At 71.2% G+C, this 25,449-nt stretch carries 26 protein-coding genes; 17 read left to right on the top strand and 9 right to left on the bottom strand.

Translation table 11 applies throughout. The features are described 5' to 3' along the window. The first annotated feature begins 103 nt into the window (after positions 1-103). From OG310_RS12200 to OG310_RS12170, 7 genes are all read left to right on the top strand, one after another. Positions 104-991, top strand: a complete 888-nt coding sequence (locus OG310_RS12200) for a DUF5936 domain-containing protein (RefSeq protein ID WP_329460143.1) — start codon at positions 104-106, stop codon at positions 989-991. A 102-nt stretch (positions 992-1,093) separates the two neighbouring features. Further along, positions 1,094-2,599 (top strand): sensor histidine kinase, encoded by a 1,506-nt coding sequence (locus OG310_RS12195; protein WP_329455904.1) that lies wholly within the window; start codon positions 1,094-1,096, stop codon positions 2,597-2,599. Then, the gene (locus tag OG310_RS12190) at positions 2,592-3,383 is read left to right on the top strand and encodes a response regulator transcription factor (RefSeq protein ID WP_329455903.1); all 792 of its coding nucleotides are present in this window, start codon (positions 2,592-2,594) and stop codon (positions 3,381-3,383) included. The genes OG310_RS12195 and OG310_RS12190 overlap by 8 nt, the downstream gene beginning before the upstream one ends. A gap of 134 nt (positions 3,384-3,517) precedes the next feature. Then, entirely contained in the window at positions 3,518-3,757 is a 240-nt protein-coding gene (locus OG310_RS12185) for a hypothetical protein (RefSeq protein ID WP_329455902.1), read from the top strand. 47 nt (positions 3,758-3,804) lie between these two features. Beyond that, positions 3,805-4,425: a hypothetical protein gene (locus tag OG310_RS12180; RefSeq protein ID WP_329460142.1), complete on the top strand. Its 621-nt coding sequence runs from the start codon at positions 3,805-3,807 to the stop codon at positions 4,423-4,425. Between the two features lie 28 nt (positions 4,426-4,453). Then, the gene (locus OG310_RS12175) at positions 4,454-5,056 is read left to right on the top strand and encodes a hypothetical protein (RefSeq protein WP_329455901.1); all 603 of its coding nucleotides are present in this window, start codon (positions 4,454-4,456) and stop codon (positions 5,054-5,056) included. Continuing rightward, the gene (locus tag OG310_RS12170; RefSeq protein WP_329455900.1) at positions 5,056-5,742 is read left to right on the top strand and encodes an OmpA family protein; all 687 of its coding nucleotides are present in this window, start codon (positions 5,056-5,058) and stop codon (positions 5,740-5,742) included. Before OG310_RS12175 ends, OG310_RS12170 begins: the two co-directional genes overlap by 1 nt. A 164-nt stretch (positions 5,743-5,906) precedes the next feature. Here the strand turns inward: OG310_RS12170 and OG310_RS12165 are convergent, their stop codons facing one another. Then, positions 5,907-6,224: a MarR family winged helix-turn-helix transcriptional regulator gene (locus OG310_RS12165; RefSeq protein ID WP_329455899.1), complete on the bottom strand. Its 318-nt coding sequence runs from the start codon at positions 6,222-6,224 to the stop codon at positions 5,907-5,909. Between the two features lie 101 nt (positions 6,225-6,325). Beyond that, on the bottom strand, positions 6,326-7,153 hold the full coding sequence (locus OG310_RS12160; protein WP_329455898.1) for a helix-turn-helix domain-containing protein: 828 nt from the start codon (positions 7,151-7,153) through the stop codon (positions 6,326-6,328). Positions 7,154-7,264: 111 nt separating this feature from the next. Between OG310_RS12160 and OG310_RS12155 the strand changes: the two genes are divergently transcribed. Beyond that, entirely contained in the window at positions 7,265-8,041 is a 777-nt protein-coding gene (locus OG310_RS12155; protein WP_329455897.1) for an alpha/beta fold hydrolase, read from the top strand. 202 nt (positions 8,042-8,243) lie between these two features. Here the strand turns inward: OG310_RS12155 and OG310_RS12150 are convergent, their stop codons facing one another. From OG310_RS12150 to OG310_RS12140, 3 genes are all read right to left on the bottom strand, one after another. Next, the gene (locus OG310_RS12150) at positions 8,244-9,296 is read right to left on the bottom strand and encodes a hypothetical protein (RefSeq protein WP_329455896.1); all 1,053 of its coding nucleotides are present in this window, start codon (positions 9,294-9,296) and stop codon (positions 8,244-8,246) included. A 484-nt stretch (positions 9,297-9,780) separates the two neighbouring features. Then, positions 9,781-10,125, bottom strand: a complete 345-nt coding sequence (locus OG310_RS12145) for a DUF192 domain-containing protein (protein ID WP_443078617.1) — start codon at positions 10,123-10,125, stop codon at positions 9,781-9,783. A 96-nt stretch (positions 10,126-10,221) separates the two neighbouring features. Next, on the bottom strand, positions 10,222-10,701 hold the full coding sequence (locus OG310_RS12140; RefSeq protein WP_443078616.1) for an ATP-binding protein: 480 nt from the start codon (positions 10,699-10,701) through the stop codon (positions 10,222-10,224). A gap of 152 nt (positions 10,702-10,853) precedes the next feature. Here OG310_RS12140 and OG310_RS12135 point away from each other — a divergent pair, with 152 nt between their 5' ends. From OG310_RS12135 to OG310_RS12120, 4 genes are all read left to right on the top strand, one after another. Beyond that, positions 10,854-11,702, top strand: coding sequence for a helix-turn-helix domain-containing protein (locus OG310_RS12135; protein ID WP_329455893.1), 849 nt, complete (start codon positions 10,854-10,856; stop codon positions 11,700-11,702). A gap of 23 nt (positions 11,703-11,725) precedes the next feature. Continuing rightward, entirely contained in the window at positions 11,726-11,905 is a 180-nt protein-coding gene (locus tag OG310_RS12130) for a DUF397 domain-containing protein (protein WP_329455892.1), read from the top strand. Positions 11,906-11,954: 49 nt separating this feature from the next. After that, positions 11,955-12,713: an A24 family peptidase gene (locus OG310_RS12125; protein ID WP_329455891.1), complete on the top strand. Its 759-nt coding sequence runs from the start codon at positions 11,955-11,957 to the stop codon at positions 12,711-12,713. A gap of 116 nt (positions 12,714-12,829) precedes the next feature. Continuing rightward, entirely contained in the window at positions 12,830-13,627 is a 798-nt protein-coding gene (locus OG310_RS12120) for a class I SAM-dependent methyltransferase (RefSeq protein WP_329455890.1), read from the top strand. An 804-nt stretch (positions 13,628-14,431) separates the two neighbouring features. Here the strand turns inward: OG310_RS12120 and mgrA are convergent. After that, complete coding sequence (gene mgrA, locus OG310_RS12115) at positions 14,432-15,469, bottom strand: L-glyceraldehyde 3-phosphate reductase (protein WP_329455889.1); 1,038 nt, start codon at positions 15,467-15,469, stop codon at positions 14,432-14,434. A 169-nt stretch (positions 15,470-15,638) separates the two neighbouring features. Between mgrA and OG310_RS12110 the strand changes: the two genes are divergently transcribed. The 5 genes from OG310_RS12110 to OG310_RS12090 all read left to right on the top strand — a co-directional run bounded on the left by OG310_RS12110 (position 15,639) and on the right by OG310_RS12090 (position 21,641). Continuing rightward, positions 15,639-16,400, top strand: coding sequence for an isoprenyl transferase (locus OG310_RS12110; protein WP_329455888.1), 762 nt, complete (start codon positions 15,639-15,641; stop codon positions 16,398-16,400). Between the two features lie 399 nt (positions 16,401-16,799). Further along, positions 16,800-18,119 carry a PhoH family protein gene (locus tag OG310_RS12105; RefSeq protein ID WP_329455887.1) on the top strand — a complete coding sequence of 440 codons (1,320 nt, stop codon included), beginning with the start codon at positions 16,800-16,802 and terminating at the stop codon, positions 18,117-18,119. Positions 18,120-18,506: 387 nt separating this feature from the next. Beyond that, a complete protein-coding gene (locus OG310_RS12100) occupies positions 18,507-19,223 on the top strand; it encodes a lytic transglycosylase domain-containing protein (RefSeq protein ID WP_329455886.1) in 717 nt (238 codons plus the stop codon). A 160-nt stretch (positions 19,224-19,383) separates the two neighbouring features. Next, positions 19,384-20,802: an AI-2E family transporter gene (locus OG310_RS12095; protein ID WP_329455885.1), complete on the top strand. Its 1,419-nt coding sequence runs from the start codon at positions 19,384-19,386 to the stop codon at positions 20,800-20,802. Next, positions 20,799-21,641, top strand: a complete 843-nt coding sequence (locus tag OG310_RS12090; RefSeq protein ID WP_329455884.1) for a hypothetical protein — start codon at positions 20,799-20,801, stop codon at positions 21,639-21,641. The genes OG310_RS12095 and OG310_RS12090 overlap by 4 nt, the downstream gene beginning before the upstream one ends. A 109-nt stretch (positions 21,642-21,750) precedes the next feature. Here the strand turns inward: OG310_RS12090 and OG310_RS12085 are convergent, their stop codons facing one another. The 3 genes from OG310_RS12085 to OG310_RS12075 are packed head-to-tail and all read right to left on the bottom strand — an operon-like array spanning position 21,751 to position 25,309. Continuing rightward, positions 21,751-24,105: an ABC transporter permease gene (locus OG310_RS12085; protein ID WP_329455883.1), complete on the bottom strand. Its 2,355-nt coding sequence runs from the start codon at positions 24,103-24,105 to the stop codon at positions 21,751-21,753. Continuing rightward, positions 24,102-24,788 (bottom strand): ABC transporter ATP-binding protein, encoded by a 687-nt coding sequence (locus OG310_RS12080; protein ID WP_329455882.1) that lies wholly within the window; start codon positions 24,786-24,788, stop codon positions 24,102-24,104. The genes OG310_RS12085 and OG310_RS12080 overlap by 4 nt, the downstream gene beginning before the upstream one ends. Beyond that, positions 24,785-25,309, bottom strand: coding sequence for a PadR family transcriptional regulator (locus OG310_RS12075; RefSeq protein WP_329455881.1), 525 nt, complete (start codon positions 25,307-25,309; stop codon positions 24,785-24,787). The genes OG310_RS12080 and OG310_RS12075 overlap by 4 nt, the downstream gene beginning before the upstream one ends. Positions 25,310-25,449 lie beyond the last annotated feature (140 nt).

Here is a 25,449-nt window from a genome sequence, read left to right as displayed (position 1 = left end):
TGCGCGAGGAGCGGAGCCGACGAGGCGGACAGAGCGGGACACATCCGGCGGACGGGACGGGACGCATGAGGGAGACGGAGACAACACCATGACCACGACGGCCATCGCACTCGCCCTCGCGGCGCTCTTCGCGCTGTCGGTGTACGGCGTCTTCCACGGCATCCGCCTCTACCGCGCGGACGCCAAGCTCCCGGCCGACCTGAGCGTCGCCCTGGAGGTCGGAGCGACCCGCACCTCGGCCGTCGGCTCGGGCATCGACCGCGTCGGCATGCGGTACGCGCCGGCGGTACTGCGCCTCATGGGCCCCAAACGGGTCGACGCCCTGCGCCGGCGACTCGACAGCGCGGGCAACCCCGGCGGCCTGACCGTCGACCGGTACGCGGCACGCCGCGCGGTGTTCGGGGTACTCGGCATCCTCGCGTTCCTGGCGCTGACGGCGCGCGGACAGTTCCCGCTGGGGATCGCGGCCCTGATCTTCGGACTGGTCTGGACCGACGTCATCATCCGCGCGGCGACCCGCAAGCGCCGCAGCGACATCGAACGGACACTGCCGGACTTCCTCGACGTGCTCGCGGTCGTCGTCTCGGCGGGCCTCGGCTTCCGGCAGGCGCTGGAGCGGGTCGCCGAGAAGTACCGGGGCCCCTGGTCCGACGAACTGCGCATCACCATCCGCCAGATGGACATGGGCGTGTCCCGCAGGGAGGCCTTCGACCAGCTGCGCAGGCGCAACGACAGCGAACAGGTGTCGATGTTCGTCACCGCACTGCAGCAGGGCGAGGAGCTGGGCGCGCCGATCGTGGACACACTGATCCAGATCGCCGAGGACATGCGCCGGGCGGACGCCCAGAACGCACGGCGCACGGCGGCCCGCGCCGTACCGAAGACGACGATGGTCGTCACCCTCGTGATGCTCCCGGCGACGCTCGTCCTGATCGCGATGAGCTTCTACTACGGGTCCGGGGTGAACTTCGGCCAAATCCTCGGGGGTTGAGGCCCCGACACGCGGGACGAGGAGAGCCGGGGCGCGGGGTTCCCGGAGCGGGGCGCGGAGTCCCGGGCCCCGGGGCAGGAGAGACGGACGAAAGGAGGCGGTATGCGACACCGAGAGGGCGACGGACGCACGACGGCGACGCCGATGACGTTCGTGGCGGCGGCGCCGGCCACCGCGATGGCGGCGGCGACGGCGCTGTTCGCCGGCACGGCGGCGGTCCTGCGCCGCGCGGCCGGCCGCCTCCAGGACCGCCCCCCGCGCCACGTACCGCCGCTCCCCCTCCAGGTCAACGCCCTCCAGGCGCTGTGCCGGCAGGTGCTCGGCTTCCGTATGGCCATGATCGTGCTCGCGGCGCCGTTCGCGCTGCGCGGCACCGCGAGCGGCCTGCCGCTCGTACTGGTCGGCGCGGCCGTACTCGTCACGTTCATGGTGTCGTACGCCCTGGTGCGGGACTGGGAGCGGTTCGGCCCCTTCCTGCTGCGCCACCCGCTGCTGCTCGGCGCCGACATGCTGGTCGGCTCCCTGCTGCTGGTCACCGCGTCCCCGGACTCCACCCTCGCCTACGTCACGATCTGCACGCCCCTGCTCGCCGGCCTGGTCTACGGATGGCGGGGCGCCGCCGTCTTCGCCGTCCTCCAGGCGCTCCTGCTGGCCGGCGCGTACGCCGTCACCGGTGGCGTGGCGAAGGACCACGGCTTCAACGTGCTGCTGCTGCCGGGACTGTGCGTCGCGGCCGGCGCGATCGGCAGTTCACTCCGGACGTTCCTGCTGGACCTCGGAGAGGCGAGCCAGGCCCTTGGCGAGGCCAGGGAACGGCTCGCTGCCGCCGGCGCCGTCGACGAGGAACGGGCCAGGCTCGCCAGGGAGTTGCACGACTCCGTCGCCAAGACCCTGCAGGGACTCGCCCTCGCGGCGGACGGCCTCGCGGCCTCGTCGGAGGCGAAGGACCCCGAGACGGTCCGGCGGGGAGCGGAGCTGGTGGCCCGCTCGGCCCGCAGGGCGGCGGCCGAGTCGAGGGAACTGCTGTCGGACCTGCGCCGCGTACGGATGCCGGGCGGGGCCGACCGCGTCGACCTCGCAGCGGAACTCACCAACCGCACACGGGACTTCGCGGCACTGCACGGCGTACGGGCGACCTTCGGACCGGGCCTCGGCACCTACCCCGCGCCCCCGCTGCCGCACGCCACGGCCCGCCAGGTACTCGGCGTCGTGGCGGAGGCGATGGAGAACGCGGTACGGCACGGCGGAGGCACCCGGGTCGCCGTGTCGGCCGGACTGAGCGCGGACGGGGTGCTGCGGATCAGCGTGTACGACGACGGGCGCGGCCTGCCGCCGGGCACCACCCTCGAAGACCTCCGCACGGCGGGGCACTTCGGCCTCGTCGGCATGGTGGAACGGGCGGCGGCGATCGGCGCGCGGATCAGGGTCGGCAGGGGAGAGGCGGCCACGGGCACGGAAGTGCGCCTGGAACTGCCCCTGGAGCGAGACCCGGGACCGCCGACGGGACCGCCGCGGCCGCCACTCCCGGGACGTCCGGCGCTCCCGCCGCTCCCGCCGCTCCCGCCGCTCCCGGCACTTCCGGCGAAGGAGGCCGAGATCCATGGCTGAGCCCGGGAGGACCCTCCGGGTGGTCGTCGCCGACGACAACCCGGTCGTACGGGCAGGGCTGACGGCGCTGCTGTCGGGCACCGACGGCATGGAGGTGGTGGCGGACGCGGCGGACGGCCGCGAGGCGTACGAGGCGACACTGCGGACCCGCCCCGATCTCGTGCTGCTGGACGTCCGGATGCCCCGCCACGACGGCCTCACCGCCCTGCCGTACCTGGTCCCGCTGGCGCCGGTCCTGATGATGACGTACAGCGGCGAACCCGCCACGGTGCAGGAGGCGTTACGGCTCGGGGCGGGCGGCTACCTGGTGCACGGGGAGTTCACCGCCGATCAGCTGACGACGGCAGTCCGCGACGTCACCGACGGCCGCGCCCACCTGACGCCCACGGCCTCGAACGCGGTCCTCCAGGCCCTGCGCGCGACGCCGACACCCTACGCATCAGCGAACGATGTGGCCGCAACGTCATCGCAGCTCCAGCCAACTGAACATCCAGGCAGGCATGTTGCTGGCAACGAATCCGTGCACCATTTCCTCCCAACACCTTTGCGGGAGCAATCAAATGTGGGACATTCGTCAGGGCTGAGCCGGCGGGAGGTGGAGATCATGGAACTGATCGCATCGGGAATGACGAACCAGCAGATCGCCGTGGCCTGCTTCATCAGCCAGAAGACGGTCAAGAACCACATCAACCGCATCTTCACCAAACTCGGCACGGGCAGCCGCGGCGCGGCCATCGCCCGCTGGCACGGCACCACACGAAGGGGGCCGGACGCCCATGGATGACCGCGCTTGGGCCCGCGCTTGGGCCCTGAGACCCACGCGCACCGCCCCATATCGGCCGTACGGTGCCGACGTCACCGGTGTCACCGACCGTGAAGAGGCCGTGACCGGGGATGACAGCGACGGAGGTGAGAGCCATGGCAGACACGACGCGACAGCTCGCGGTCAGAGCGAAGGTGTATGTCGGTACGTGGGCGAACACGACGACACAGGCCCTGAAGCGCCGCAGCGACCGGGGCCAGGGCTCGATCGAGTACCTGGGGATCATCATCCTGGTCGCACTGATCATCGTGGCGGTGGTGGCCACGGGGATCGACGGCACCATTGCCGACGCGCTCAAGTCGGCGGTCGCGAAGGTGACCAGCAAGGCCGGCTGATCCGTAGGCGCGGGGACACAGGGCAGGCTGCAGCGCTGTACATCGTGATGGTCGCGGGCCTGCTCTTCGCCGCGCTCGCGTTCTTCGTCTTCGGTCAGGCTGGTGCCACGCGGAACGGAGGGCAGTCCGCCGCGGACGCTGCCGCGCTAGCGGCTGGTCAGCAATCCCGAGACGATCTGAGAGACGGATTGCTCTCGGGGGCCGCCCTGGATCCCGACTTCCTGACCCGGCTGTTCGGCGGGAACGAAGTCGGGCCGGAGGACCATGCTTGCTTGGCTGCCTCGGCATACGCGGCCGACAACGACGCCATGGTTGATGACTGTGTGACCTTGGGCGGCGGTCGCTGGGGCTTCAAGGTGGACGTCACCACGCAGAGCACGGTGGGCAAGAGCGTCGTGCCCGGTACGGAGAGCGTGAGGGCAACCGCGACTGCCACTGCTGTGGTCGAGCCACGGTGCAACTTTGCTCCATCCGAAACGCCGAGTTCGTCCGCACCCCCGGCATCGGGTGTCCCATCCCAGCCCCCGGGCGGGCAGAAGCCGCCGGAACCCGTATCACCGGGCAGTCTGAACTGCCCTGGCGCGGGGGACATCACCATCGAACCCGAACACCTCGACCTTCTCCCGGACATGGCCGATCTGTTCACCGTCCGACTCGTGGACAACTGACCCGAATGAACGATAAGGAACGTCACTCATGAACAAGTGGCACGGTGCGTGGGCGCACAGATCGGTAGCCGCCACTGTCACCGCTGTGGCGCTGGCGCTCTCTGTTGCGGCCTGCGGTGGAAGCGGTGGCGACAATGGCAAGGACGACGGGAGCAAGCCCGTCGTCCAGTCTTCGACCCCGTCGTCTCGGAGTCAGGACTCTCAAGCGGGCGACAGCGGTGCCTCTCCTTCGCCCTCCCAGACTTTGGCGACGGCGAGCAGCGGCACCTTCCAGTTCGACATCACCTCGGCCAAACGCGACAGCGGCGGTTTCTTGACCATCAATGGCACCATCACCAATGTGACCGGTCAGGTGCAGATCGCCGTCAACGCCTGGAACGGCAAAGAGTCGCAAGTCAACCAGACCGGTCCCTCGCTGGCCGCCATGACGCTCATCGATGCGGCACAGAAGAAGCGCTACTACGTGCTCAGGGACACCGACGGCAACCCGCTCACCACGGTGAACATGCCCAACTTCCAGCCGCACGCAGCAATTCCGTTCTTCGCGCAGTTCCCGGCGCCGCCCTCGTCCACGTCGCAGGTCCAGATGGACTTCCCGGGCCTGCCTCCGACGACAATTGCGATCTCCTGATGCCCGCGCCCAAGCGCCTCGCGGCCAAGCGACTCGCTCCCAGACCCCGTGCCGCTGTCCTCACCGGCGCTGTCCTGCTGACCGTCGTCGCGCAGTTCGCCGCCGCGCCCGCCTTCGCCGACGACACGCCGGCTGCGCCGCCCGGCGCGGCGCAGACCTCGCCGCCGCCGCAGATCGACGGGAACGCCTCCGGCCTCAAGCTCCGCGCCGGAGCGCAGCTCGCGCCCGCGCGGGTGCTGGACCTGGTGTCGGTGGTCGAGTCGCAGGGTGGCGAGGAACGACGGTCCGACACACCCGACTCCGTGACGTTCGCCCTCCAGGCTGAGGTCCTTTTCTCCAAGGACAGTGCCAAGCTGTCGCCCGACGCGAGTTCGCGCATCTCGGCGATCTGCGACGAGGTCGAGAAGCAGCACGCGACCAACCTCCGCGTCTTCGGGTTCACCGACAACCTCGGGTCGTCCGAGCACGGTCTCGTCCTGTCGAAGCAGCGGGCCGAGGCGGTGCACAGCCTGCTGGAGCAGCGGCTCTCCGACGCGGGGATCACCTACGAGATCCGGGGGTACGGCGAGCAGTATCCGATCGCGGACAACAGCACGGAGGACGGCCGCAAGAAGAACCGTCGCGTCGAGGTCTCCTTCCCCCGCACCGACAGCGGCCAGAGCGACGCGAGCGGGACAGGGTCGTAGAGTCTTTGGTTTCTCGGACCAACGGCTCAGTGGAGATGCCCGGGTGGTGCCCTGTCCTGTCCTTGCGGGGCGGGGGGTGCGTCCAGCGGCAGCGCTCTTCGCGTTTCTGATCTCCCAGCGGAGGACGCCTTGCTGCGAGAGGGCACGAGGCGGGTCGCGCCTCCTCAGCGTGCCCGCTGATCGAGGTCGAGCGCGGCCAGCCATCGGTCGAGTGTGTCAACGGCGTCGGGGTCGACGGCTTCGCTGATCCATGCCTGTGCCCGTTGCCAGGCGGGTTCGGCGTCGGCCAGCGCTTGGTAGCCGGCGTCGGTGACGGCCACGCGGGTCGTTCGGCCTGTCGAGGACGTGGCGGCGACGCGTACGTACCCGCGTTGTGTCAGGACATCGAGGTTGCGGCTGATCGTCGAGCGTTCAAACGGGACGGTCGTCGAAGCCGTCGCGCCGGGCCGGCCGAACGCCGCGTGATCTCCGTACGTCCGCATACCCACCCGCGCTGACCCCAGGACGCCAGGCCCGGCCTACGACGGTCCGGCCGAACGCTGTCGGGACGGCCGGAAAACAGGGCTGAGCGTCGTACGTGGCCTCATTCGACGGCCACGGAAGCCTGCCAGGCGCCCGGGGGTACGCCTGTCGCGTTCCGGAAGAACACCGAGAAGTTGGACGCGTCGGGGAAACCGAGTGCGCCCGCGCAGCCGGCGGCGGTGAGGCCGTCGTGCGCGAGGAGCCGTTTGGCTTCGAGGACGATCCGATCGACGATGTACGCCTTCGCGGTACGACCGGTGACCTGCTGCACGGCTCTCGAAAGGGTGCGGGGCGCATAGCCCAGAGCCCGCGCGTAATATCCGGCGTCGTGATGTTCCCGGAATCCCGCTTCGACGCGGGTCCGGAAAAGTCGGAACACCGAATTCGTCGACCGTGCTTCGCCGGGCGGTGGCCGCAGCCGGGCGATGAGCGCGGAGAGAAGGATCGCGGGCAGCTCCGGCGACGCGTCCGCGCCCGCTGCGCACGCTTCGAGGAGGAGATGGCTCCGCGCGGTGTCGACGAACGGCCAGTCGGCCTCGGGAATCCTCCAGCACGCGACGTGGTCCGGGGAGGCGACGAACTCCCGGGTGGCGTGGGTGACCGGCGCGGTCGGGAGGAACAGTACGACGTGGCCAGCCACACGGACGATGTCGTCCCATCGGTGCACCGCGCCAGGAGTGACCCACACCGCGGACCGCGCGCTGAGCGGGTGTCGGAGGAAGTCCACCGTGACGGCTCCGGGCCCGGCGTCGATGACGGCGAGGACATGGAAGTCGGCACGTTGCGTGCCGCCGTCGTTCAGCTCACGAAGGCGATCGAACGTCATCGTCTCGACAGTGGCGCCACCACGTCCGACGGGCTGGTAGGTCATCTGCCGGATCACGGTCACGTGTCCAGTTTCCACCATCGGGCGACCAGTCGTCCCGATGCCCCGCACGAGCCCCGGAGATTCAATCGATACATGGGGGATTAGCCTCAGAACACTGATCGAGGAGTCGCGATGAACACGAGAGAGCAGCCGCTGCTGCCCGCTTTCGACCACCGACCGGGGGCCGGACCGACTCTGGTTTTCCTGCACTACTGGGGCGGTTCGGCCCGCACCTGGGACCTGGTCGTCGACCGCTTCGCGGGCCGCGACGTACTCACTGTCGACTTCCGCGGGTGGGGCCGCTCCAGCGGCCTGCCCGGCCCGTACACCCTCCGCCGCCTCGCGGACGACACGCTCGCCGTGATCGCCGCCGCGGGTGTCACCGATTACGTCCTCGTCGGACATTCCATGGGGGGCAAGGTCGTGCAGCTGATCGCGGGGACCCGGCCCGCCGGCCTTCGCTCAGTGGTGCTCGTCGGTTCCGGCCCGGCGAAGCCCTCGGCGCAGATCTCTCCCGAGTACCGGGAAGGCCTCTCCCACGCCTATGACTCCGACGAGTCCGTCGCCGTCGCACGGGACACCATCCTCACCGCGACCGAGCTGCCAGAATCGATCAAGTCCCAGATCGCGACCGATTCGCGTTCCAGTGCGGACGCCGCCCGCGCGGAGTGGCCGCTGCGCGGTATCGCGCAGGACGTCACCCGGCTCACCCGCATGATCGACGTCCCTGCTCTCGTGGTCGCCGGAGAGAACGATCACGTCGAGTCCGTCGACGTGCTCCGCGACAACCTGCTGCCCTATCTCGCCACAGCCGACTTCATGGTGATCCCGAACACGGGTCACCTGATGCCGCTGGAAGCTCCGGCCGCCCTCGTCGACGCGATCGCCGCCTTCGCACCGGCTGCCTGACCGGTGCACCACGGCACGCCCTGGGGGGTGAACTCCCTACGTGGGTACGGGCCGAGGCGACCCGAGTGGAGGGTCTGCCCGAGTGGAGGGCCTGGTGGTGGCGTTGAACGCCGGACGGCGCGCGGTGGGGACGAGACGACTCCTGGCGGACGGGCCGACGGACGTCGGGAGAGCGGAGGTTGCGGGGCCGGCGTGCGGCGCCTCACTCGGCTACGGGCTCCCGGGCCGATGCGCGTGACCGGGCACGGATCTCGGCCACTCGTCTGATCACGTCTTCCGCCGCGAGGGTCGGCGGTACGGGGTCCAGCCCACGGCACCGGGGGCATTCGCCGTCCACCAGTGCGGCGGCGGAACGCGGTGTCGTGCAGCGCGAGCATTCGAGGATGCGCCACATCGTCCGCTCGCCGGAGCCGGAGCCGGAGCCGGAGCCGGAGCCGGAGCCCGGATCAGCGGCCGACGCCCCGGCCGGTGCGACCGGCTCGGGCGGCATGCGCTTGGTGAGCCGGGAGCGGGCGAACGAGCCGGGGTGCAGCACTCCCGTCGTGGGCAGCCCGGCCGTGAGGGCGGAGAGAATCTGCTCGCCGCTCGCGCCCCTCCTGAGCCATTCGGCCGCCAACTGCTCCAGGTCGGCGCATTCCTGCGCGGAGAGCCCCATGGCCGGGTGGCGGCGGCCCACCGAGGCGAGGACACGGTGGGCCGGTGACGGCTCGTCGGGCGCGGAGCCGTGGACCGCCACGACGACGGGCTTCATGACCGTCCTGCCGGTCGCGGCCTCGGGCACCCGCGCTTCCGGGGCAGCCGGCGCCGATGCTGCCTCGGCGGGGGAGGCGTCACGTGTTCCGGCGCCCTCCACGTCGCGCGGATCGCCGGTGACGAAGGCGGCCCACCAGGCATCCGTCCGGGCCGTGCGCGAGAAGTACGTACGGGTCACCCAGCGCGCGCCGTCCGGTCCGACGAGCTGTTCGCGGCCCCGCCGCAGATGCCCGGCCCGTTCGATGCGGGTGAGGGCCGTACGGAGCGCCCACTGCCCGTAGTTCAGCACCTTGGCCAGGGTCTTCACCGAGATGTCGGCGCCTTCGGGGAGCCGGTCGACGAACGCCGCGACCTCGGCCTCCCGGCTCGGCAGGTCGCGGAAGTCGTCGCTTGATCGGGCCGGTTGGTCCGGGACGCGCCGCTTGCCGTATCCGGGACTCGCCAGCGGATGCGGTGGAACGTGCGGGGGGCACGGGGCAGCACTAAGCTGTTCGGCAGCCATGGGGATCGCGCCTTTTCGATCTCGTTGGTCAAGCCCCCACAGGTGTTCCTAGCACCTGATGGGGGCTGTTTGTCTGTCTGAGGGCACGCTAAACCGCCGTCACCATCCGTGGCAAGCCGATCGCGGAAAGTCAAGAGCGCAGGTCGGTGGGGGAGGGTGGTGGGTGGGTTCAGAGAACCAACCGATCCTTACAAGCACCGCTCGGAGATCGGCGCTTGAGCCCCGGGCCGCCCGACCGGATCGCAAACCCGCAGCTCACGCGGTCCCTGGCGGGCGGGACCCACCCCGCGACTCCCGAGGCTCGACCCTCGAAGCCCGGCCGTCGAAGCCCGATACCCGAGTACCGAGCCCTGAGCCCCGAGTACCGAGCCCTGAGCCCCGAGTACCGAGCCCTGAGCCCCGAGTACCGGGCCCCGAGTACCGGGCCCCGAGTGCCGAGCTCCGAGTACTGGGCCCCGAACTCCGGCCCCCGTACGTGCAGATGTCACGCGGGTGGCGAGGGATCGGCCTCGATCCGGACACGCACCCCCGTCCGTAGGCCCCATCCCGCCATGGTCCCGGCCTCCGCCTCAAGGACGTGACGGGCCCGCAGCCGGGGCAGGGGCATGCGACCCGGGCGCAAGGTCGCCACCCCCAACACCCGCATCCTGCGGTCGAGATACGCCACGTCGATCGCGAAGCGCATCCCGAAGGTGTGCACACTCCCGCAGGGCGTCAGCAGGAGGGCCCCGTCGATCCCGTCCCGCCCCAGAAGGCCCCGCCGCCGCGTGCCGTACGACGCTGCGATCTCCACGGGCACGGGCACGGGCACGGGCGCAGGCATAGGCATAGATACGGGTACGGGTGCGACCTCCTCGGGCGGCGCCCCCTCGTCGTCAACGGTCAGTGTCCCGGTGCCGTTTCGCCATCCGCCCATACCGTCACGCTAGCCGCCGCCCGGCACGGAAATCTCGGCCCAGACCGTTTTGTACGGCTGGCTGGACGGCGACGCACCGCCGTTCGCCTCCGCGCCGTGCGTCACACCCCACCGGTCGGCGAACGCCTCGACGAGGAACAGGCCCCGCCCGCCCTCACCGCTCCCGGCGTCCTGTGCCGCGAGGACCCCGCGAGGCGTGACGGAGGGTACGTGTTCATGGCGCGCGTCGGTCACTTCGATGCGCAGTACGTGTCCCGTGACGGACAGCGTCATGCGGAAGTCGCGCCCGGGGACCAGGCCGTGGGTGACCGCGTTCGTGGCCAGTTCGGCGACGATCTGCGCGGTGGCTTCCAGGCAGGTGGGGAGCCCCCATGCCCGTACGTGTTCGACGGCGAGCAGGCGGGCGAGCCGGGCGCCGCGACGGGTGGCGGACAACTGCAGGACGAATGCGCGTTCGGGTGCCCGCTCCGGGGCGATTTCTGACGTCACGTCACTCAGCGTGCCCATGCGTGCGTACGCTGTGAAGTCGACGTGGCTGTACGCGCGGTGATGGTCCAGGGCTTCTCCTGATCTGTCCGGTCTGTCCACCGTGACGCCCCCGGATCCGGACGGGTTGGCCCGACGAGAGAAGCGGGTGAGGGATGAACGAGGAAGCGGACACGCACGACGGGTCGGTCGACCCGGACGACGACGAGTCGAGCGCGGTGATCGCCGCGCTCGGGCGCCAGTTGAAGTTGTGGCGGGAGCACGCCGGGCTCAAGCACCGGGAGTTCGCCGCAGCCCTGGGTTACGGCGAGAACCTGGTCTACAAGGTCGAGGCAGGCAAGCGCATCCCGCGCCCGGAGTACCTGGACAAGGCGGACGAGGTCCTGGACGCGGGCGGCCGGATCGCCGCGATGAAGAAGGACGTCGAGCAGGCGAGGTACCCGAAGAAGGTCCGCGACCTGGCCAGACTGGAGGCGGGCGCCGTCGAGCTGGGTGCGTACGCCAACCACAACATGCATGGCCTGCTCCAGACAGAGGAGTACATGCGGGCTTTGTACAACACCCGGCGTCCGGCGCTGGACCCGGACAACCTGGACCGTTTCGTGGCCGCCCGCCTGGCCCGCCAGGACATTCTGCGACGCAAGCCGCTCCCCACACTGACGTTCGTGTTGGAGGAGGTCACGCTTCGTCGCCCACTCGGCGGGGATGAGGTCAGGCGCCGTCAGCTGGAACACCTGGCGATCCTGGCCACGTTGCCTAATGTGGAGATCCAGGTGATGCCGACGGAGGTCGAGGACCACGCCGGTATGGGCGGCCTGTTCCAGGTCCTGAAGTTCGAGGACGGTTCGGCTGTCGGCCACGCGGAGGGGCAGTTGGTGGACCGCCTCGTCTCTGACGCGAAACAGATCCGCATCCTCGAACTGCGCTATGGGATGATCCGAGCGCAGGCTCTCAGCCCACGGGAGTCCCTGGAGTTCATTGACAAGCTGCTGGGAGAGACGTGATGGATGCAGCCACGGCTGGAGACATGAACGAGCCGCAGTGGATCAAGAGCAGCTACAGCAGTAATGACGGTCCTCAGTGCGTCGAGGTGGCCGCGTCCCCCGGCGCCGTCCTGGTGCGCGACTCGAAGAACACCACCGGCCCGAGGCTGGCGTTCGCCGCCTCCGCCTGGGCCGATTTCGTGGCACACACCGGCAGCGCGTGACCGTCGAGGCACCGGCCGCGTGTGACCGTCGAGGCATGAGGGCGTTGACGTGCATGTCACGCTGATTGCCTTCGCGCTGCTCTGGGGCGCCGCCACGGGTTCGCTGCTGCCGCGTGCCGTGTACCGGTTGTCTGTCGAGCCCGGGGAGGAGCTGCGGGCGGTGTGTCCCGACGGGCACCCGTTTCCCGGCGGGGCTGCCGGATGGGTCGGCCGCAGAGCCTGCGCTCTCGGCCCGGACGCCGGTACCGCCGGGACGGCCACCGCAGCCACCCCCATTACCCCCAGCATCCCCATCACCTCCGCCCTCGCGTGTGCCGCCCTCGCCGCTGCCACCGGCCCGCGCCCCGAACTCTTCGTCTGGCTCCTGCTCGTGCCCGTCGCGGCCCTGCTCGCCGCCGTCGACCACGCCGTCCACCGGCTGCCGGACCCGCTGACCCTGCCGCTCGCCGCCGCCACCCCGTTGCTCCTGGGCGCCGCCGCCCTCGTCCCCGGGAACGCCGGATCGTGGCCCACCGCGCTGCTCGGCGGACTCGGCCTCGGCGCGGGCTACTTGGTGCTGCTCCTGATCAACCCGCGCGGCCTCGGCCTCGGAGACGTCAAGCTCGCTCTGCCGCTCGGGTGCGCCCTCGGCTGGTACGGCTGGCCGATCCTCTTCGCCGGGGCCTTCGCCGGGTTCCTCTTCGGCGCGCTCTACGGTCTGGGCCTGATGCTGCTGCGCCGGGCCGGACGGAAGACCGCGATCCCGTTCGGCCCGTTCATGATCGCCGGGGCGTTCGCGGGTCTGCTCGCCGGTGGACTCGCCGCATAGCCCGGTGCCGCGTTCGGCGCGCGTGGACCTGTACCGCGCAGTGGCACCACGCGGTCCCGCACCGCGCGCAACAATCCGCTCGCGCCCTGCCCACGCGTCCTGCCAGCATCGCTCCCATGCCGGACCGCACCCAGCACCCCTCCCATCGCCACCGCACCTTCGACGAACTCGTCTCCGAGGCCGCCGCCGTCTCCGTCGACGGCTGGGACTTCTCCTGGCTCGACGGCCGTGCCACCGAGGAACGCCCGCCCTGGGGCTACGCACGCCTGGTCGCGGACCGGATGTCCCGGGCCCGGGCCGCGCTCGACATCGAGACGGGCGGCGGGGAGGTACTCGACAGCGTGCCCCGGTTGCCCCGGCTGACCGCCGCCACCGAGTCGTGGCCCCCGAACGTCGCCCGGGCGACGGCCCGGCTGAGTCCGCGCGGCGCCGTCGTCGTCGCCACGTCGGAGGGCGCGCCGCTGCCGTTCGCCGATGCCGCGTTCGACCTGGTCGTCAGCCGTCATCCCGTACGGGCCCGGTGGGGCGAGATCGCGCGGGTGCTGGCCCCCGGCGGGACGTACCTCTCGCAGGAGGTCGGTCCCGCGTCCGTCTTCGAGCTGGTGGAGTACTTCCTCGGGCCTCAGAGCGCCGAGGTGCGCGCGCGGCGCGGCCCGGCGGCGGCGCGCGCGGCGGCCGAGGCGGCGGGGCTGGAGGTGACCGATCTGCGGGCGGCGGAGCTGCGGACCGAGTTCTCCGACATCGGGGCCGTCGTCTACTTCCTGCGCAAGGTGATCTGGATGGTGCCCGGTTTCACGGTGGAGCGGCACCGGGACCGGCTCGCCGAGCTGCACGAGGACATCCTGCGGGACGGTCCTTTCGCCGCCACGACCACCCGGTTCCTGATCGAGGCCCGCAAGCGGCCGGCGCCGTGAGGGGTGCTTTCGGGTGGTTTCGGCGGGCCGTCGAGGTCCACGTCAAGCCGGTGACTCGGCCGTCGTCGCTCCTGAGGGTTACGACACACCCGCCGCGCGAGGGTCGCGCCGAACGTCCGCAAAACCGCCCGGAGGCCGGAATTCCAAGGCCACACGGGGCATTCGGACGCCTCCGGAGCGTCATCCTTCGCCGACAAGGCTGCCGTCTTCCCTCACGAAGGGTTATGGTGGAACTCCCCCCCTCGGGCCGGTCCGTATCCCCCCACGGACCGGCCCGTTTTTTCTTCCCCGCCCCCGGCGCGCGCCCCAGGCACCCTCCTGACGGCCACCGCCCAGGGCTTCGGCCGCCACCGCTCAGGGCTTCCGGCGGCCCCCGCCCAGGGCTTCGGCCGCCCGACGGGAAGGCGGTTCCGGCCTTCGCGCGCCGCCCGGACCGTGCCCCGCACCGTGCATGCGGCCGGGCTCACCCCGTACCGCCCGGACGGCGCCGTCATCGCGACCACCCGACCGGCTCGGTGGACCGGGCGCCCCGTTCGGACACGCGGTGCCGCCCCCGAAGCCTGGGTCCGGCCCCCTGCGACAACCCCGGCTGCCGGGGCGACTGCTCCGTACGCGGCTGCCCCCGACCAGTACGCGGCACCCGGACCCGTACGTGGCACCCCCGACCAGTACGCGTCCCCGACCAGTACGCCGCACCCCGGACCCGTACGTGGCAGCCCCGGAAACGGCCGAGGGCCGGCGCCCGACCCCGGTGGGGCGGGCGCCGGCCCTCGGCCGTTCACGCGGACGGAGCAAGCCGTGATGTCAGTTGCGGCCGGCCCAGATGTTCGTGCCCTCGGTGTCCACCGCGAAGCTGTCGATCTCCGTCAGCTCCTCCTCGGTCAGCGGCGCGCCCGAGAGGGCCGCCACGTTCTGCTCGACCTGCTTGACCTTCGACGCGCCGATCAGCGCCGACGTCATGCGCGGGTCGCGCAGCACCCACTGGAGGGCCAGCTGGGCGAGCGACTGGCCCCTGCGGCGGGCGATGTCGTTCAGCCCGTTCAGCCGGCGGGTGACCTCCTCGGACAGCAGCTTCGGGTCCAGGGACTTGCCCTGGGTGGCCCGCGAGCCCTCGGGGATGCCGTTGAGGTACTTGTCGGTGAGCAGGCCCTGCGCGAGCGGCACGAAGGAGATGCAGCCCATGCCCGCCGTCTCCAGCGTGTCGAGCAGGCCGTCGTCCTCGATCCAGCGGTTGATCATCGAGTAGGACGGCTGGTGGATGAGTGCGGGCACCCCCATGTCCTTGAGGATGGCCGCGGCCTTGGCGGTCATCTCCGCGTTGTAGGAGGAGACACCCACGTACAGCGCCTTGCCCTGCTGGACGGCGGAGGCCAGTGCGCCCATCGTCTCTTCGAGCGGGGTCTCGGGGTCGGGGCGGTGCGAGTAGAAGATGTCCACGTAGTCCAGACCCATCCGCTTCAGGGACGCGTCCAGCGAGGACAGCAGGTACTTGCGGGAACCCCACTCACCGTAGGGGCCCGGTGTCATCCGGTAGCCGGCCTTGGTCGAGATGATCAGCTCATCGCGGTACGGGGCGAAGTCCTGGGCGAAGAGCTTGCCGAAGTTCAGCTCGGCGGAGCCGGGGGGCGGTCCGTAGTTGTTCGCCAGGTCGAAGTGCGTGATGCCCAGGTCGAAGGCGCGGCGCAGGATCGCGCGCTGCGTGCCCAGGGCGAAGTCGTCGCCGAAGTTGTGCCACAGGCCGAGGGAGATGGCGGGCAGCTTGAGCCCGCTGCGGCCGGTGCGCCGGTACTCCATGGAGTCGTAGCGCTCGTCGGCCGCAATATAGAGAGAAGAATCAGTCACACGTCTTTCCTTATCACGGACTTGTGACAGACCGAGTTGGGTGCCCGTGCGGTGGGCGCAGTAGTGTGACGGCTTCGGGGCCCCGTCGCGGCCCGGTGCTCCGGCGTTTTGCGCCATGGAGCTGTCGCGGCTCGCGGACGATCCCCACACGACGGATGAGGTGGACCCAGTGAACCTGCGCGACCTTGTGTACCGGCTGTACGCCCACCGGGTCGAGGGACGTCTCGACCTTTCCCAGGGCCCCAAGCACATCGGGGTCATCCTCGACGGGAACCGCCGCTGGGCCAAGGCGTCGGGCGGTACCACCGAACAGGGTCACAAGGCGGGTGCCAGCAAGATCCAGGAGATGCTCGGCTGGTGCTCCGAGACCAATGTCGAGGTCGTCACCCTCTGGCTGCTGTCCACGGACAACTTCGACCGGCCCGAGGAGGAGCTGACCCCGCTGCTGGGGATCATCGAGGACGCGGTGCGTGATCTGGCCGCGGACGGCTGCTGGCAGGTCCACCACGTCGGCACGATGGACCTCCTGCCCGCCGGGACGCAGCTGGTGCTGAAGGAGGCCGAACAGGCCACGGTCGGCAACAAGGGAATACTCGTGAACGTCGCCGTGGGCTACGGCGGCCGGCAGGAGATCGCCGACGCCGTGCGGTCCCTGCTGCACGACCACGCCGCCCAGGGCACCTCGTACGAGGACCTGGCCGAGATCGTCGACATCGACATGATCTCCTCCCACCTCTACACCCGCGGCCAGCCGGACCCCGACCTCGTCATCCGCACGAGTGGGGAGCAGCGCCTGTCGGGCTTCATGCTCTGGCAGAGTGCCCATTCGGAGTACTACTTCTGCGACGTCTTCTGGCCCGCGTTCCGCAAGGTCGACTTCCTGCGCGCCCTGCGCGACTACGCGGCCCGTCACCGCCGCTACGGGGGCTGACGACCACGGATCTCCGGGCGGACACGCCCGGGGACCCGGCCGGCCCGCCGCCGCCGTGCGGCCGGGTCCGGCGGCCTCCCCGCGTCCCGACACGCGGTGTTCACCCGCTGTGCGTCATATGCCAACGCATGGCGGCGGCCGGAAAAGGGAATACCCCTAGCAGGTCGACGTACCGGAACGTACTGGCCGGTCCCTCGGGGGGCCGGTCGGCGGACGTCGTTCTCAGTGGGCGGCAGCTGCCGCCCGCCCGGGAGGCCCTTTGCACCAGGACGACCGTACGGTGAGTCGTACGGGCGACGTGGAGGGCCGGAGCTCGGCCCGCGCATGGGCCAGGAGCCCGGTCCACCCGCCCGCGACGCCGTCGCATCCCCGACCTCATCCGAGGGGGTTCGTCCTTCCGTGGTGACCAGCTCGAAGCGCCGCTCCGACCGGCGCACGTATGTACTCGACACCAGCGTCCTGCTGGCCGACCCAGGTGCCATGTCCCGCTTCGAGGAGCACGAGGTCGTGCTCCCGATCGTGGTGATCACGGAGCTGGAGGCCAAGCGGCACCATCCGGAACTCGGGTATTTCGCCCGGCAGGCGCTGAGGCTGCTGGACGACTTCCGCATCCGCTTCGGCCGTCTCGACGCGCCGTTGCCGATCGGCGACATGGGCGGCACGCTCCGCGTCGAACTCAACCATTCGGACCCGGGGGTACTGCCCGCCGGATTCCGGCTGGGCGACAACGACTCGCGGATCCTCGCCGTCGCGCGCAACCTCCAGGCCGAGGGGTACGACGTCACGGTCGTCTCCAAGGACCTGCCGCTGCGCATCAAGGCGTCGTCGGTGGGCCTGCTCGCCGAGGAGTACCGGGCCGAGCTCGCGATCACCGACTCCGGCTGGACGGGCATGAGTGAGTTGCCCCTCTCCGGTGAGCAGGTCGATCTCCTCTTTTCCGAGGAGACGCTCTACGTACCGGAGGCGGCCGAGCTGCCGGTCCACACGGGCCTGGTGCTCCAGTCCGAGCGCGGCAAGGCGCTCGGCCGGGTCACCGCCGACGGCAACGTGCGGCTGGTGCGCGGCGACCGGGAGGCGTTCGGCATCCGCGGGCGCAGCGCCGAGCAGCGCATCGCGCTCGACCTGCTGCTCGACCCGGATGTCGGCATCATCTCGATGGGCGGCCGGGCCGGTACGGGCAAGTCGGCGCTGGCGCTGTGCGCCGGCCTCGAAGCCGTGATGGAGCGCAGACAGCACCAGAAGGTGATGGTCTTCCGTCCCCTGTACGCGGTCGGCGGGCAGGAGCTCGGCTACCTGCCGGGCAGCGAGGCCGAGAAGATGGGCCCGTGGGCGCAGGCGGTCTTCGACACACTGTCGTCGATCGCGGGCCGCGAGGTCATCGAGGAGGTGCTGGGGCGCGGGATGCTGGAGGTCCTGCCGCTCACCCACATCCGGGGCCGGTCACTGCACGACGCGTTCGTGATCGTCGACGAGGCGCAGTCCCTGGAGCGCAACGTCCTGCTGACGGTGCTGTCCCGGATCGGCTCCGGCTCGCGTGTCGTGCTCACCCATGACGTCGCGCAGCGGGACAACCTGCGGGTCGGCCGGTACGACGGAGTCGTCGCCGTGGTCGAGAAGCTGAAGGGGCATCCGCTGTTCGCGCACGTCACGCTGACGCGCTCCGAGCGATCGCAGATCGCCGCGTTGGTGACGGAGATGCTCGAAGACGGACAAATCTGAGTCCTGGAACCGCACAGAGGCACGACGCCGCCCCGCAGAGCCAAGGAGCTTAGCGGGGCGGCGTCGTGCCGTGCGGGATTTCCACAAATCCGTTGGGGCAAACGGGGTGTGAGCTTTCCCACGCAACTGGGAATTGCCCTGCGGCGTCGCCTTCCGGCAGAGTCTTGCTTCCGTCAGGCCCCGCATGCGGCACACGAACACCAGGCGTTTCGGCGCCACCACAACTCCACACCCCCCGCCGCATGCCGCCCGAGTACCACGCGTCAGTCCCCCGAGGACTGTCCACCGGGCCCGAGTCTCCCGTGACCAAGCAGTGCGGAGGCCAGTGCCAGGGGCAAGATCGCGCCCGCGAGGTCACCGGTGCGGGCGTTGCTGGAAGGACACCGTGTGAGTCGGATCTCGGTCCGGGGATTCGCAGTGGCATCGGCTACTGCGGTCACCACTGTTGGCGCCGTCGTAGGTGTCGCTTCGGGCGACCCGCAGCACGCTTCGACCGACAACCTCGAGACGACCGCTTCGGACGCGACGCTGCTTGCGGACATCCCCTCGGGTCAGCAGGCCCAGGTGCTGACGGCGTCGCTCGCGCAGCAGGCCAGTGCCCAGTCGACGGCGGCGGACCTCGCCTCCCTGAAGTCGGCGGAGGCGGATGCCCGCATCCAGGCCGCCCACGACGCGAAGGCCAAGAAGCAGGCGGCCGACGACAAGGCGGAGGCCGCCAAGAAGGCGGAAGAGGCCAAGAAGGCCGCGGCCAAGCTCAAGGCGGAGCAGGACTCGATCAAGTCCGCCTCCGCCTTCAGCGTGCAGAGCTCGTACTCCGCCTCGGCTGTCCAGGCGATGGCCCGGCAGATGATGCCGGCCGACCAGTTCCAGTGCTTCAGCAACATCGTCACCCGTGAGTCGGGCTGGGACTACACGGCCACGAACTCCGGTTCCGGTGCCTACGGTCTGGTGCAGGCCCTGCCCGGCTCCAAGATGTCGACCGCCGGCGCCGACTGGCAGACCAACCCGGCCACCCAGATCAAGTGGGGCCTGAACTACATGGACAGCCGCTACGGCAGCCCGTGCGGCGCCTGGTCCTTCTGGCAGGCCCACAGCTGGTACTGAGCGAGCCGGGGAGGACCGCCGCGCCTTCCCTCCCTGCTCCCGCTCAACCTCGTGAAGCCCCCCTCCGTCCTTCGGTGGGGGGCTTCCCCCGTGTACGGTCGGTTCGGAACGGCTCTCCGGTGACACGAGTGGGGAGACGGACGGGGGAAAGAAGGAACGCATGTCGAGAGTGCCTTCGTGGCTGGGCCGTATGGGTGGGGAACTGACGAGGCTCGGCCAGCGGTTGGATCAGCGCCGGGCCGAGGCGGAAGCGCAGCACGCCGCCCCCGTCCCGGACCCCGCCCCCGTCCCCGTCCCCCCGGAACCGTCCCGGGTCCCGCCCCCGCCCGACTACGCGCCGTCCGTCGCGGCGAAACCCGACCCGGTCGCCGCCATTCCGTGGGGGATCCGGGTCGCCGTGGAGGCGGCCTGGCGGCTGCTGATCCTCGCGGCGACGGTGTGGGTGCTGATGCGGGTCGTCAGCGCCGTACGCCTGGTGGTGCTGGCCTTCGTCGCGGCGCTGCTCATCACGGCGCTGCTCCAGCCGACCGTCGCCCGCCTGAAGCGCCACGGCGTGCCGCGCGGGCTCGCGACCGCCCTGACCACGCTGGCCGGGTTCGTGATTCTCGCTCTGATCGGCTGGTTCGTGGTCTGGCAGGTCTCCGAGAACATCGGGAACCTCTCCGACCGGCTGACCGACGGCGTCAACGAAGCCAAGCACTGGCTGCTCAACAGTCCGTTCCATGTGACGGACAAGCAGATCAACGACATCGCGGCGAACCTCAGCAACGCGATCGGCACCAACACCAACGAGATCACCTCGGCCGGCCTGCAGGGCGTCACCGTCATCGTCGAGCTGCTGACCGGGATCTTCCTCGCGTTCTTCTCGACGATCTTCCTGCTCTACGACGGGCCGCGGATCTGGCAGTGGGCGCTCAAGCTCGTTCCCGCGCAGGCCCGCGAGGGCGTCGCGGGCGCCGGTCCGCGCGCCTGGCACACGCTCACGGCGTACGTGCGCGGCACGGTGATAGTCGCGCTGATCGACGCCACCTTCATCGGTCTCGGCGTCTTCTTCCTCGGGGTGCCGCTCGCGGTGCCGCTGGGCGTCATCATCTTCCTCGGCTCGTTCGTCCCGCTGGTCGGCGCCGTCGTGTCGGGTGCGCTCGCGGTGGTCGTCGCGCTCGTCACCCAGGGCGTGTTCACCGCCCTGATCGTGCTGCTCGTGGTGCTCGCCGTGCAGCAGATCGAGGGCCACATCCTCCAGCCGTTCATCCTCGGCCGCGCGGTACGGGTGCACCCGCTGGCGGTCGTGCTGTCCGTCGCGGCAGGCAGCCTCATCGCGGGCATCGGCGGTGCTGTGGTGGCCGTGCCGCTGGTCGCGGTCACCAACACCGTGGTCGGCTACCTGCGTTCGTACGCGCATGAGCAGGCGCTGCGCACCGCGCCGCGGCCGCACGGCGCGACGGCCGCGTCCCTCGCCCCGACCCCGGCTCCCACGCCACCGGCCGCCGGGCCCCCGACGCCCGGCGGGTCCGGCGCCGAGGACCGCGGCGAACAGGGAAGTGAGCAGCCGCGGGACCCGGGGCGGGACCCGGAGTGATCTCGGAACCGGAACTGGAGGGCGAGGACTGGCCGTCGCGCCCCGGCGACCGGCCCGGCGGCTTCGCTCCCGGTGTTCCCGGGCAGCGGGACGGCAACTTCGACACCCCGGCGGACCCCGGGCCGGGGCCGGTCCTCGTCGGTGACGGGATACCCGCCCCGGCGCCCAGGCGGGCCGCCCTGACCTGGGGCCTGTGGGGCGCGCTCGCCGCGTCCCTGCTGTGGGGCGCGGGGCTGACCCTGTACCACTCCCGGGGCCCCGACCTCGGCGGGTACGGCCCCGAGCGCGACCTGTGCCTCGACGCCCCGCTGTCCGCCCTCTCGAAGGTCCTCGGCCCGGCGCAGACGCCGGAGGCCGCATCCGACGAGACGAGCGCGGTCGACAGCGCCGTGTGCAGGACCGACCTCGGCACAGCGCCGCCGGGCAGCCCGTTGCGCACCCTCCCCGGCCTGATCATCAGCGACAACGGGGGCGTCCGCACCCTCGTGGACCTCAGGTACGTCCTGCACCGCAGCACCGACCCGGCACCGGAGTTCGACGCCCTTCCCCAGGCCAAGTCGCCCGGCTGGGCGCTGCACACGCTGCGCGTCCCGGACCTCGGCACCCGGGCGTACCTGATCACCGACAGCGTCGGCGAGATGCCGCCCACCCTGCGGGTCCTCGACGGCCGGGCCGAGTTCACCCTGACGCTGAGTGTCTACTCCTCGTACGACGGACGCCGGGCCGCCGCGTCCGACGTGCGGCCCGTCTACGTGTCCGCGCACGTCGTCGATGTGCTCGCGCCCGCCATGACCGACGACATGCGGGCCCTGATGAGGACGGTCAGGTCGGCGGACTGACGAGGCGGAGCAGGACCCGGGCGGCGCCCGGACCCCGTACCGGCAGCCGCGGCGCCCGGACCCCCGCCGCGCGACCCGCGGCGCCAGGACGCCCACGCCGCCACCCGCGTCACTCCGTCCGCAGGCCGTCCGCCCGCATCAGCCGCCACAGTGGCGCCATGCTCGCCAGCGTCACCAGCAGGACGACCGCCACGCCCGCGCCCGCGTAGGGCCAGAACACCCACCAGTCCTTGACCGGTGCGACCAGCAGGTCCAGCGTCACCTTGCCGAGGGCCACACCGCCCGCGACCGCGAGGACCGTGCCGACCAGCACCGGAACGGCCGTCTGCCACAGCACCGACCAGGCCAGCGTGGCGCGCCGGGTGCCGAAGGCCACCAGGACCGACAGCAGCCGCCTGCGCTCGCGCAGTTGCTCGGTCTGCGAGACGAGCAGGCTCGCCGCGATCAGCGCCATGGTGGCCGTGCCACCGATCCTGAGCCCGGTCTGCACGCTCGCGTACTGGCTGTCCCTGGCCTGGTTGAGCAGGGTCTGCACCTGGACCGTCGGATCGACGCGCCCCGCCGCGGTGCGGACCCGTTCGACTCCGTCCGCCAGCGGCCCGTGCAGCCAGACCCGGGACCAGGTCTGCCCGCCGGCGACCTTCGCCGCGTCGAGGGCGGCCGGCGTGGCGAGGACCCCCGCGTGGCTCTCGCCGTCCCAGCCGGACAGTGCCGCGACCGTACGGGCCGAGGCCGGCACGGTGAACTTCGCCGAGGTGGCGGGGGATCCGTCACCGTTGTCGAGGGAGACGACCTCGCCCGGGCGGTCGTGGGCCGACGTCGCGGCCTTCGTACGGGAGATGAAGGTGTCGCCGTCGTGGCAGACGGGGATCCGCGCGAAGACCCGCAGGCTCGCACAGTCCCCGACCGTGACGCTGGTGAGGGACGCGGACCCGCCGCCTTTCCCCTTCCCCTGCCGGACCGCCGTCGCGTACGCCTCCACGGTCGTGGCGACCGCGCTGACGCCCCGGGTCCCCGTGAGGGAACTCGTCAGCCGCCGGGCCAGGCCGATGTCGGGCGCGTCGACCTGTACGGTCACGTCCGCCGTGCGCGGTGTGCCGTGCGCCGTCGCCGAGGGAGTGGCACCCTTCGTGCCGTCCGGGTGCGCGAAGTCGTCCTGCATCCCGCCGAACACCATCTGCAACAGGATCGCGCCCGCGACCGCGACGGTGATCCCGCCGACCGCGCGTGCCGCCGAACCGCCGCTCAGCTGAAGGCGCCTGGTCGCCAGTTGCCAGGGCACGGGGCCGCCGCGCATCCGTGCCACGGACTTCTCCACCAGCCAGGGCAGCAGCCCCACCAGCCCGATCAGCGTCAGCGACGAACCGGCGATGATCGGCACGGTGTGCAGTGCCGCCTTCTTTCCGGCGAACTGATGGGTGAGGACGAGCGTCACGATCCCCGCCGCGGGCAGCACGAGGCGCCACCACAGGCGCCGGGGGCGCAACTCCGCGTCCCGTACGACGCCGAGCGGTTCGATCGAGACCGAGCGCAGGGCGACGAGCGCCGCGCCGACGGAGGTGACCAGGACGGCCACCACGACGAGCGCGACGAGCAGCGGGCTCGGTGTGATGTCCTCGGGATACGCGGACATGTCCCACAGCCGTATCGCGCCGGCGAAGTGCCGCACCCCGGCGAAGATCAGCGCTCCGACGACCAGCCCCGCCGCCGCGCCGAACAGCGCCTCGCCCGCCGCCATCCAGCGGGTGGCGCGCGCGTCCGCGCCGACCAGGCGCAGCGCCGCGAGCCTGCGGTCCCTGCGCTCTCCGCCGAACCGTACGGCCGTCGCGATGAAGACGACCACAGGGACGAGCAGCACGACGCAGATCAGTGCGATGACGGCGATCAGCCGCGGGTCGAGCGGGTCCTGGGCGTCGTGGCGGCCGTATGCGCCCGCCCGGTGCGCCCCCCGGTGCGGGGAGAGGGCCGAGTCGCCCGCGTAATAGACCAGTTCGGTCGGATCGAGCAGGCCGGCGCTCGCGACGGTGCCGGAGTCGGTGAACGGCAGCCGCTGCTTCAGCAGTGCGCCCCCCGGGCCGTCCATCAACGTCCGCAGGGCGGGGGAGACCGCCATCTCGCCGGGCTTCGGCATCGCGCGCAGGCCGGGCGGGGGTGTCGCCCCCGGGCCGTCCGGGCGCAGCAGCGTGCCGGTGACGGGACGGCCGTGGTACTCGGTGCTCGCGTTGATGTACAGGAACGTCCGGTTCCCGCGGGGCACGTTGCCGGAGTCCGCCGTCGCGATGCCCCGCGCCTCGCTGCGGGCGCTGCGGCCGTCGATGATCGACGGTACGCACGAGGCCGCGAGCAGGAGGACGACGCCGAGGCCGACCCCGAACGCCGTCAGGGCGGTGCGTATCCACCCCTCGCGGCCCCCGGCGGCGGCGAAACGGGCGCCGAGCGCGAGGTGGGTGGCCGCCGCCCTCATCGGGTCGCCGCCATGTCGCGTGCCACGCCGTCGCGGACGACCACCTCGCGGTCCGAGTAGGCGGCGACGCGGGTCTCGTGGGTGACGAGCACGACGGCGGCGTCCGCGAACCTGGCCGCGTTCGTGAGGAGTTCCATCACGCGCTCGCCGTTGAGCGAGTCCAGCGCCCCGGTCGGCTCGTCGGCGAAGACCACGCGCGGCGAGGTGACGAGGGAGCGGGCCACCGCGACGCGCTGACCCTGTCCGCCGGAGATCTCCCCGGGCCGCTTGCCGGAGACGCCCGTCACCTCCAGGCGCTCCAGCCATTCGAGGGCGGCGGCCTCCGCGGCCTTGCGGCGGGCGCCGCCGAGGCGCAGCGGCAGTGCCACGTTCTCCAGGCAGGTCAGTTCCGGCACCAGCTGGCCGAACTGGAAGACGAAGCCGAACTCGCTGCGCCGCAGTGCGCTGCGGCGCGCGTCGGACAGCCCCGTCAGCTCGGCGCCCCCGTAGGTGATGGACCCGGAGTCCGGGACGACGATGCCGGCCAGGCAGTGCAGGAGTGAGGACTTCCCGGAGCCGGAGGGCCCCATGACGGCGACGATCTCGCCGGGGCTGATGGAGAAGGACGCGCCGGCCAGCGCGGCCGTGGGTCCGTACGACTTGTGCAGGTCCACAGCGTGCAGCAGCGGTTCGCGGGTGCTCACGTGCGCACCTCCCGCGCGAGCCGGTCCAGGCGGGCCGTGGTCAGTTCCAGCCAGCGCACGTCGGCTTCCAGGTGGTAGAGGGCGTGGTCGCAGATGAGCTGGTCGGCGAGGTCGCCGTGGCGCTTGCGCTCGGTGAGTTCACGCATCATGCGCAGGTGGGAAGCGCGCTGCACGTCGAGCAGATCGGCGGCGTCCCGGCCGGTCAGCAACGCGATGACGACCTTCGTGTACAGCGTCGAATGGAGGTACGGCTCCGGCTTCTCGGGAGTGGCGAGCCACTCCCGTACGTCGGTCACCCCGGAGTCGGTGATGGCGTACCGCTTGCGTTCGGGCCCCTCTCCCGACTCGACGCTGTCGACCTCGACGAGCCCGTTCTTCAGGAGCCGGGACATGGTCGAGTAGACCTGCCCGTAGTGCAGTGGGCGGTCGTGCCCGAATCTCTCGTCGAAGGCGCGCTTCAGGTCGTAACCGTGGCGGGGACCGGTCTCCAGGAGACCGAGGAGGGTGTTACCGATGGACATGCGGAGAACTATACACAGCGGCTATACACGCCATGTATAGCCAGCGTGGAGGGGGTGTGCCCCCGTCGGGGCACACCCCCTGCCGTCGGTCCGCCCTGCCGTCCGTCCGCCCAGGCGCCCGTTCGCCCGTGCGCCGTGCT

It is taken from the genome of Streptomyces sp. NBC_01497 (assembly GCF_036250695.1).
Classification (GTDB): Bacteria; Actinomycetota; Actinomycetes; order Streptomycetales; family Streptomycetaceae; genus Streptomyces.
This window is presented reverse-complemented; position numbering and strand designations above follow the sequence as displayed.

Excerpts from the sequence above, each read along its gene's own strand:
- OG310_RS12095 (WP_329455885.1), top strand. The coding sequence starts at position 19,384 with ATGTCGAGAGTGCCTTCGTGGCTGGGCCGTATGGGTGGGGAACTGACG.
- OG310_RS12150 (WP_329455896.1), bottom strand. The coding sequence starts at position 9,296 with ATGGCTGCCGAACAGCTTAGTGCTGCCCCGTGCCCCCCGCACGTTCCA.
- OG310_RS12180 (WP_329460142.1), top strand. The coding sequence starts at position 3,805 with ATGGTCGCGGGCCTGCTCTTCGCCGCGCTCGCGTTCTTCGTCTTCGGT.
- OG310_RS12130 (WP_329455892.1), top strand. The coding sequence starts at position 11,726 with ATGAACGAGCCGCAGTGGATCAAGAGCAGCTACAGCAGTAATGACGGT.
- OG310_RS12075 (WP_329455881.1), bottom strand. The coding sequence starts at position 25,309 with ATGTCCATCGGTAACACCCTCCTCGGTCTCCTGGAGACCGGTCCCCGC.
- OG310_RS12185 (WP_329455902.1), top strand. The coding sequence starts at position 3,518 with ATGGCAGACACGACGCGACAGCTCGCGGTCAGAGCGAAGGTGTATGTC.
- OG310_RS12190 (WP_329455903.1), top strand. The coding sequence starts at position 2,592 with ATGGCTGAGCCCGGGAGGACCCTCCGGGTGGTCGTCGCCGACGACAAC.
- OG310_RS12135 (WP_329455893.1), top strand. The coding sequence starts at position 10,854 with ATGAACGAGGAAGCGGACACGCACGACGGGTCGGTCGACCCGGACGAC.
- OG310_RS12175 (WP_329455901.1), top strand. The coding sequence starts at position 4,454 with ATGAACAAGTGGCACGGTGCGTGGGCGCACAGATCGGTAGCCGCCACT.
- OG310_RS12145 (WP_443078617.1), bottom strand. The coding sequence starts at position 10,125 with ATGCCTATGCCTGCGCCCGTGCCCGTGCCCGTGCCCGTGGAGATCGCA.
- OG310_RS12085 (WP_329455883.1), bottom strand. The coding sequence starts at position 24,105 with ATGAGGGCGGCGGCCACCCACCTCGCGCTCGGCGCCCGTTTCGCCGCC.
- OG310_RS12120 (WP_329455890.1), top strand. The coding sequence starts at position 12,830 with ATGCCGGACCGCACCCAGCACCCCTCCCATCGCCACCGCACCTTCGAC.
- OG310_RS12195 (WP_329455904.1), top strand. The coding sequence starts at position 1,094 with ATGCGACACCGAGAGGGCGACGGACGCACGACGGCGACGCCGATGACG.
- OG310_RS12165 (WP_329455899.1), bottom strand. The coding sequence starts at position 6,224 with ATGCGGACGTACGGAGATCACGCGGCGTTCGGCCGGCCCGGCGCGACG.
- OG310_RS12170 (WP_329455900.1), top strand. The coding sequence starts at position 5,056 with ATGCCCGCGCCCAAGCGCCTCGCGGCCAAGCGACTCGCTCCCAGACCC.
- OG310_RS12155 (WP_329455897.1), top strand. The coding sequence starts at position 7,265 with ATGAACACGAGAGAGCAGCCGCTGCTGCCCGCTTTCGACCACCGACCG.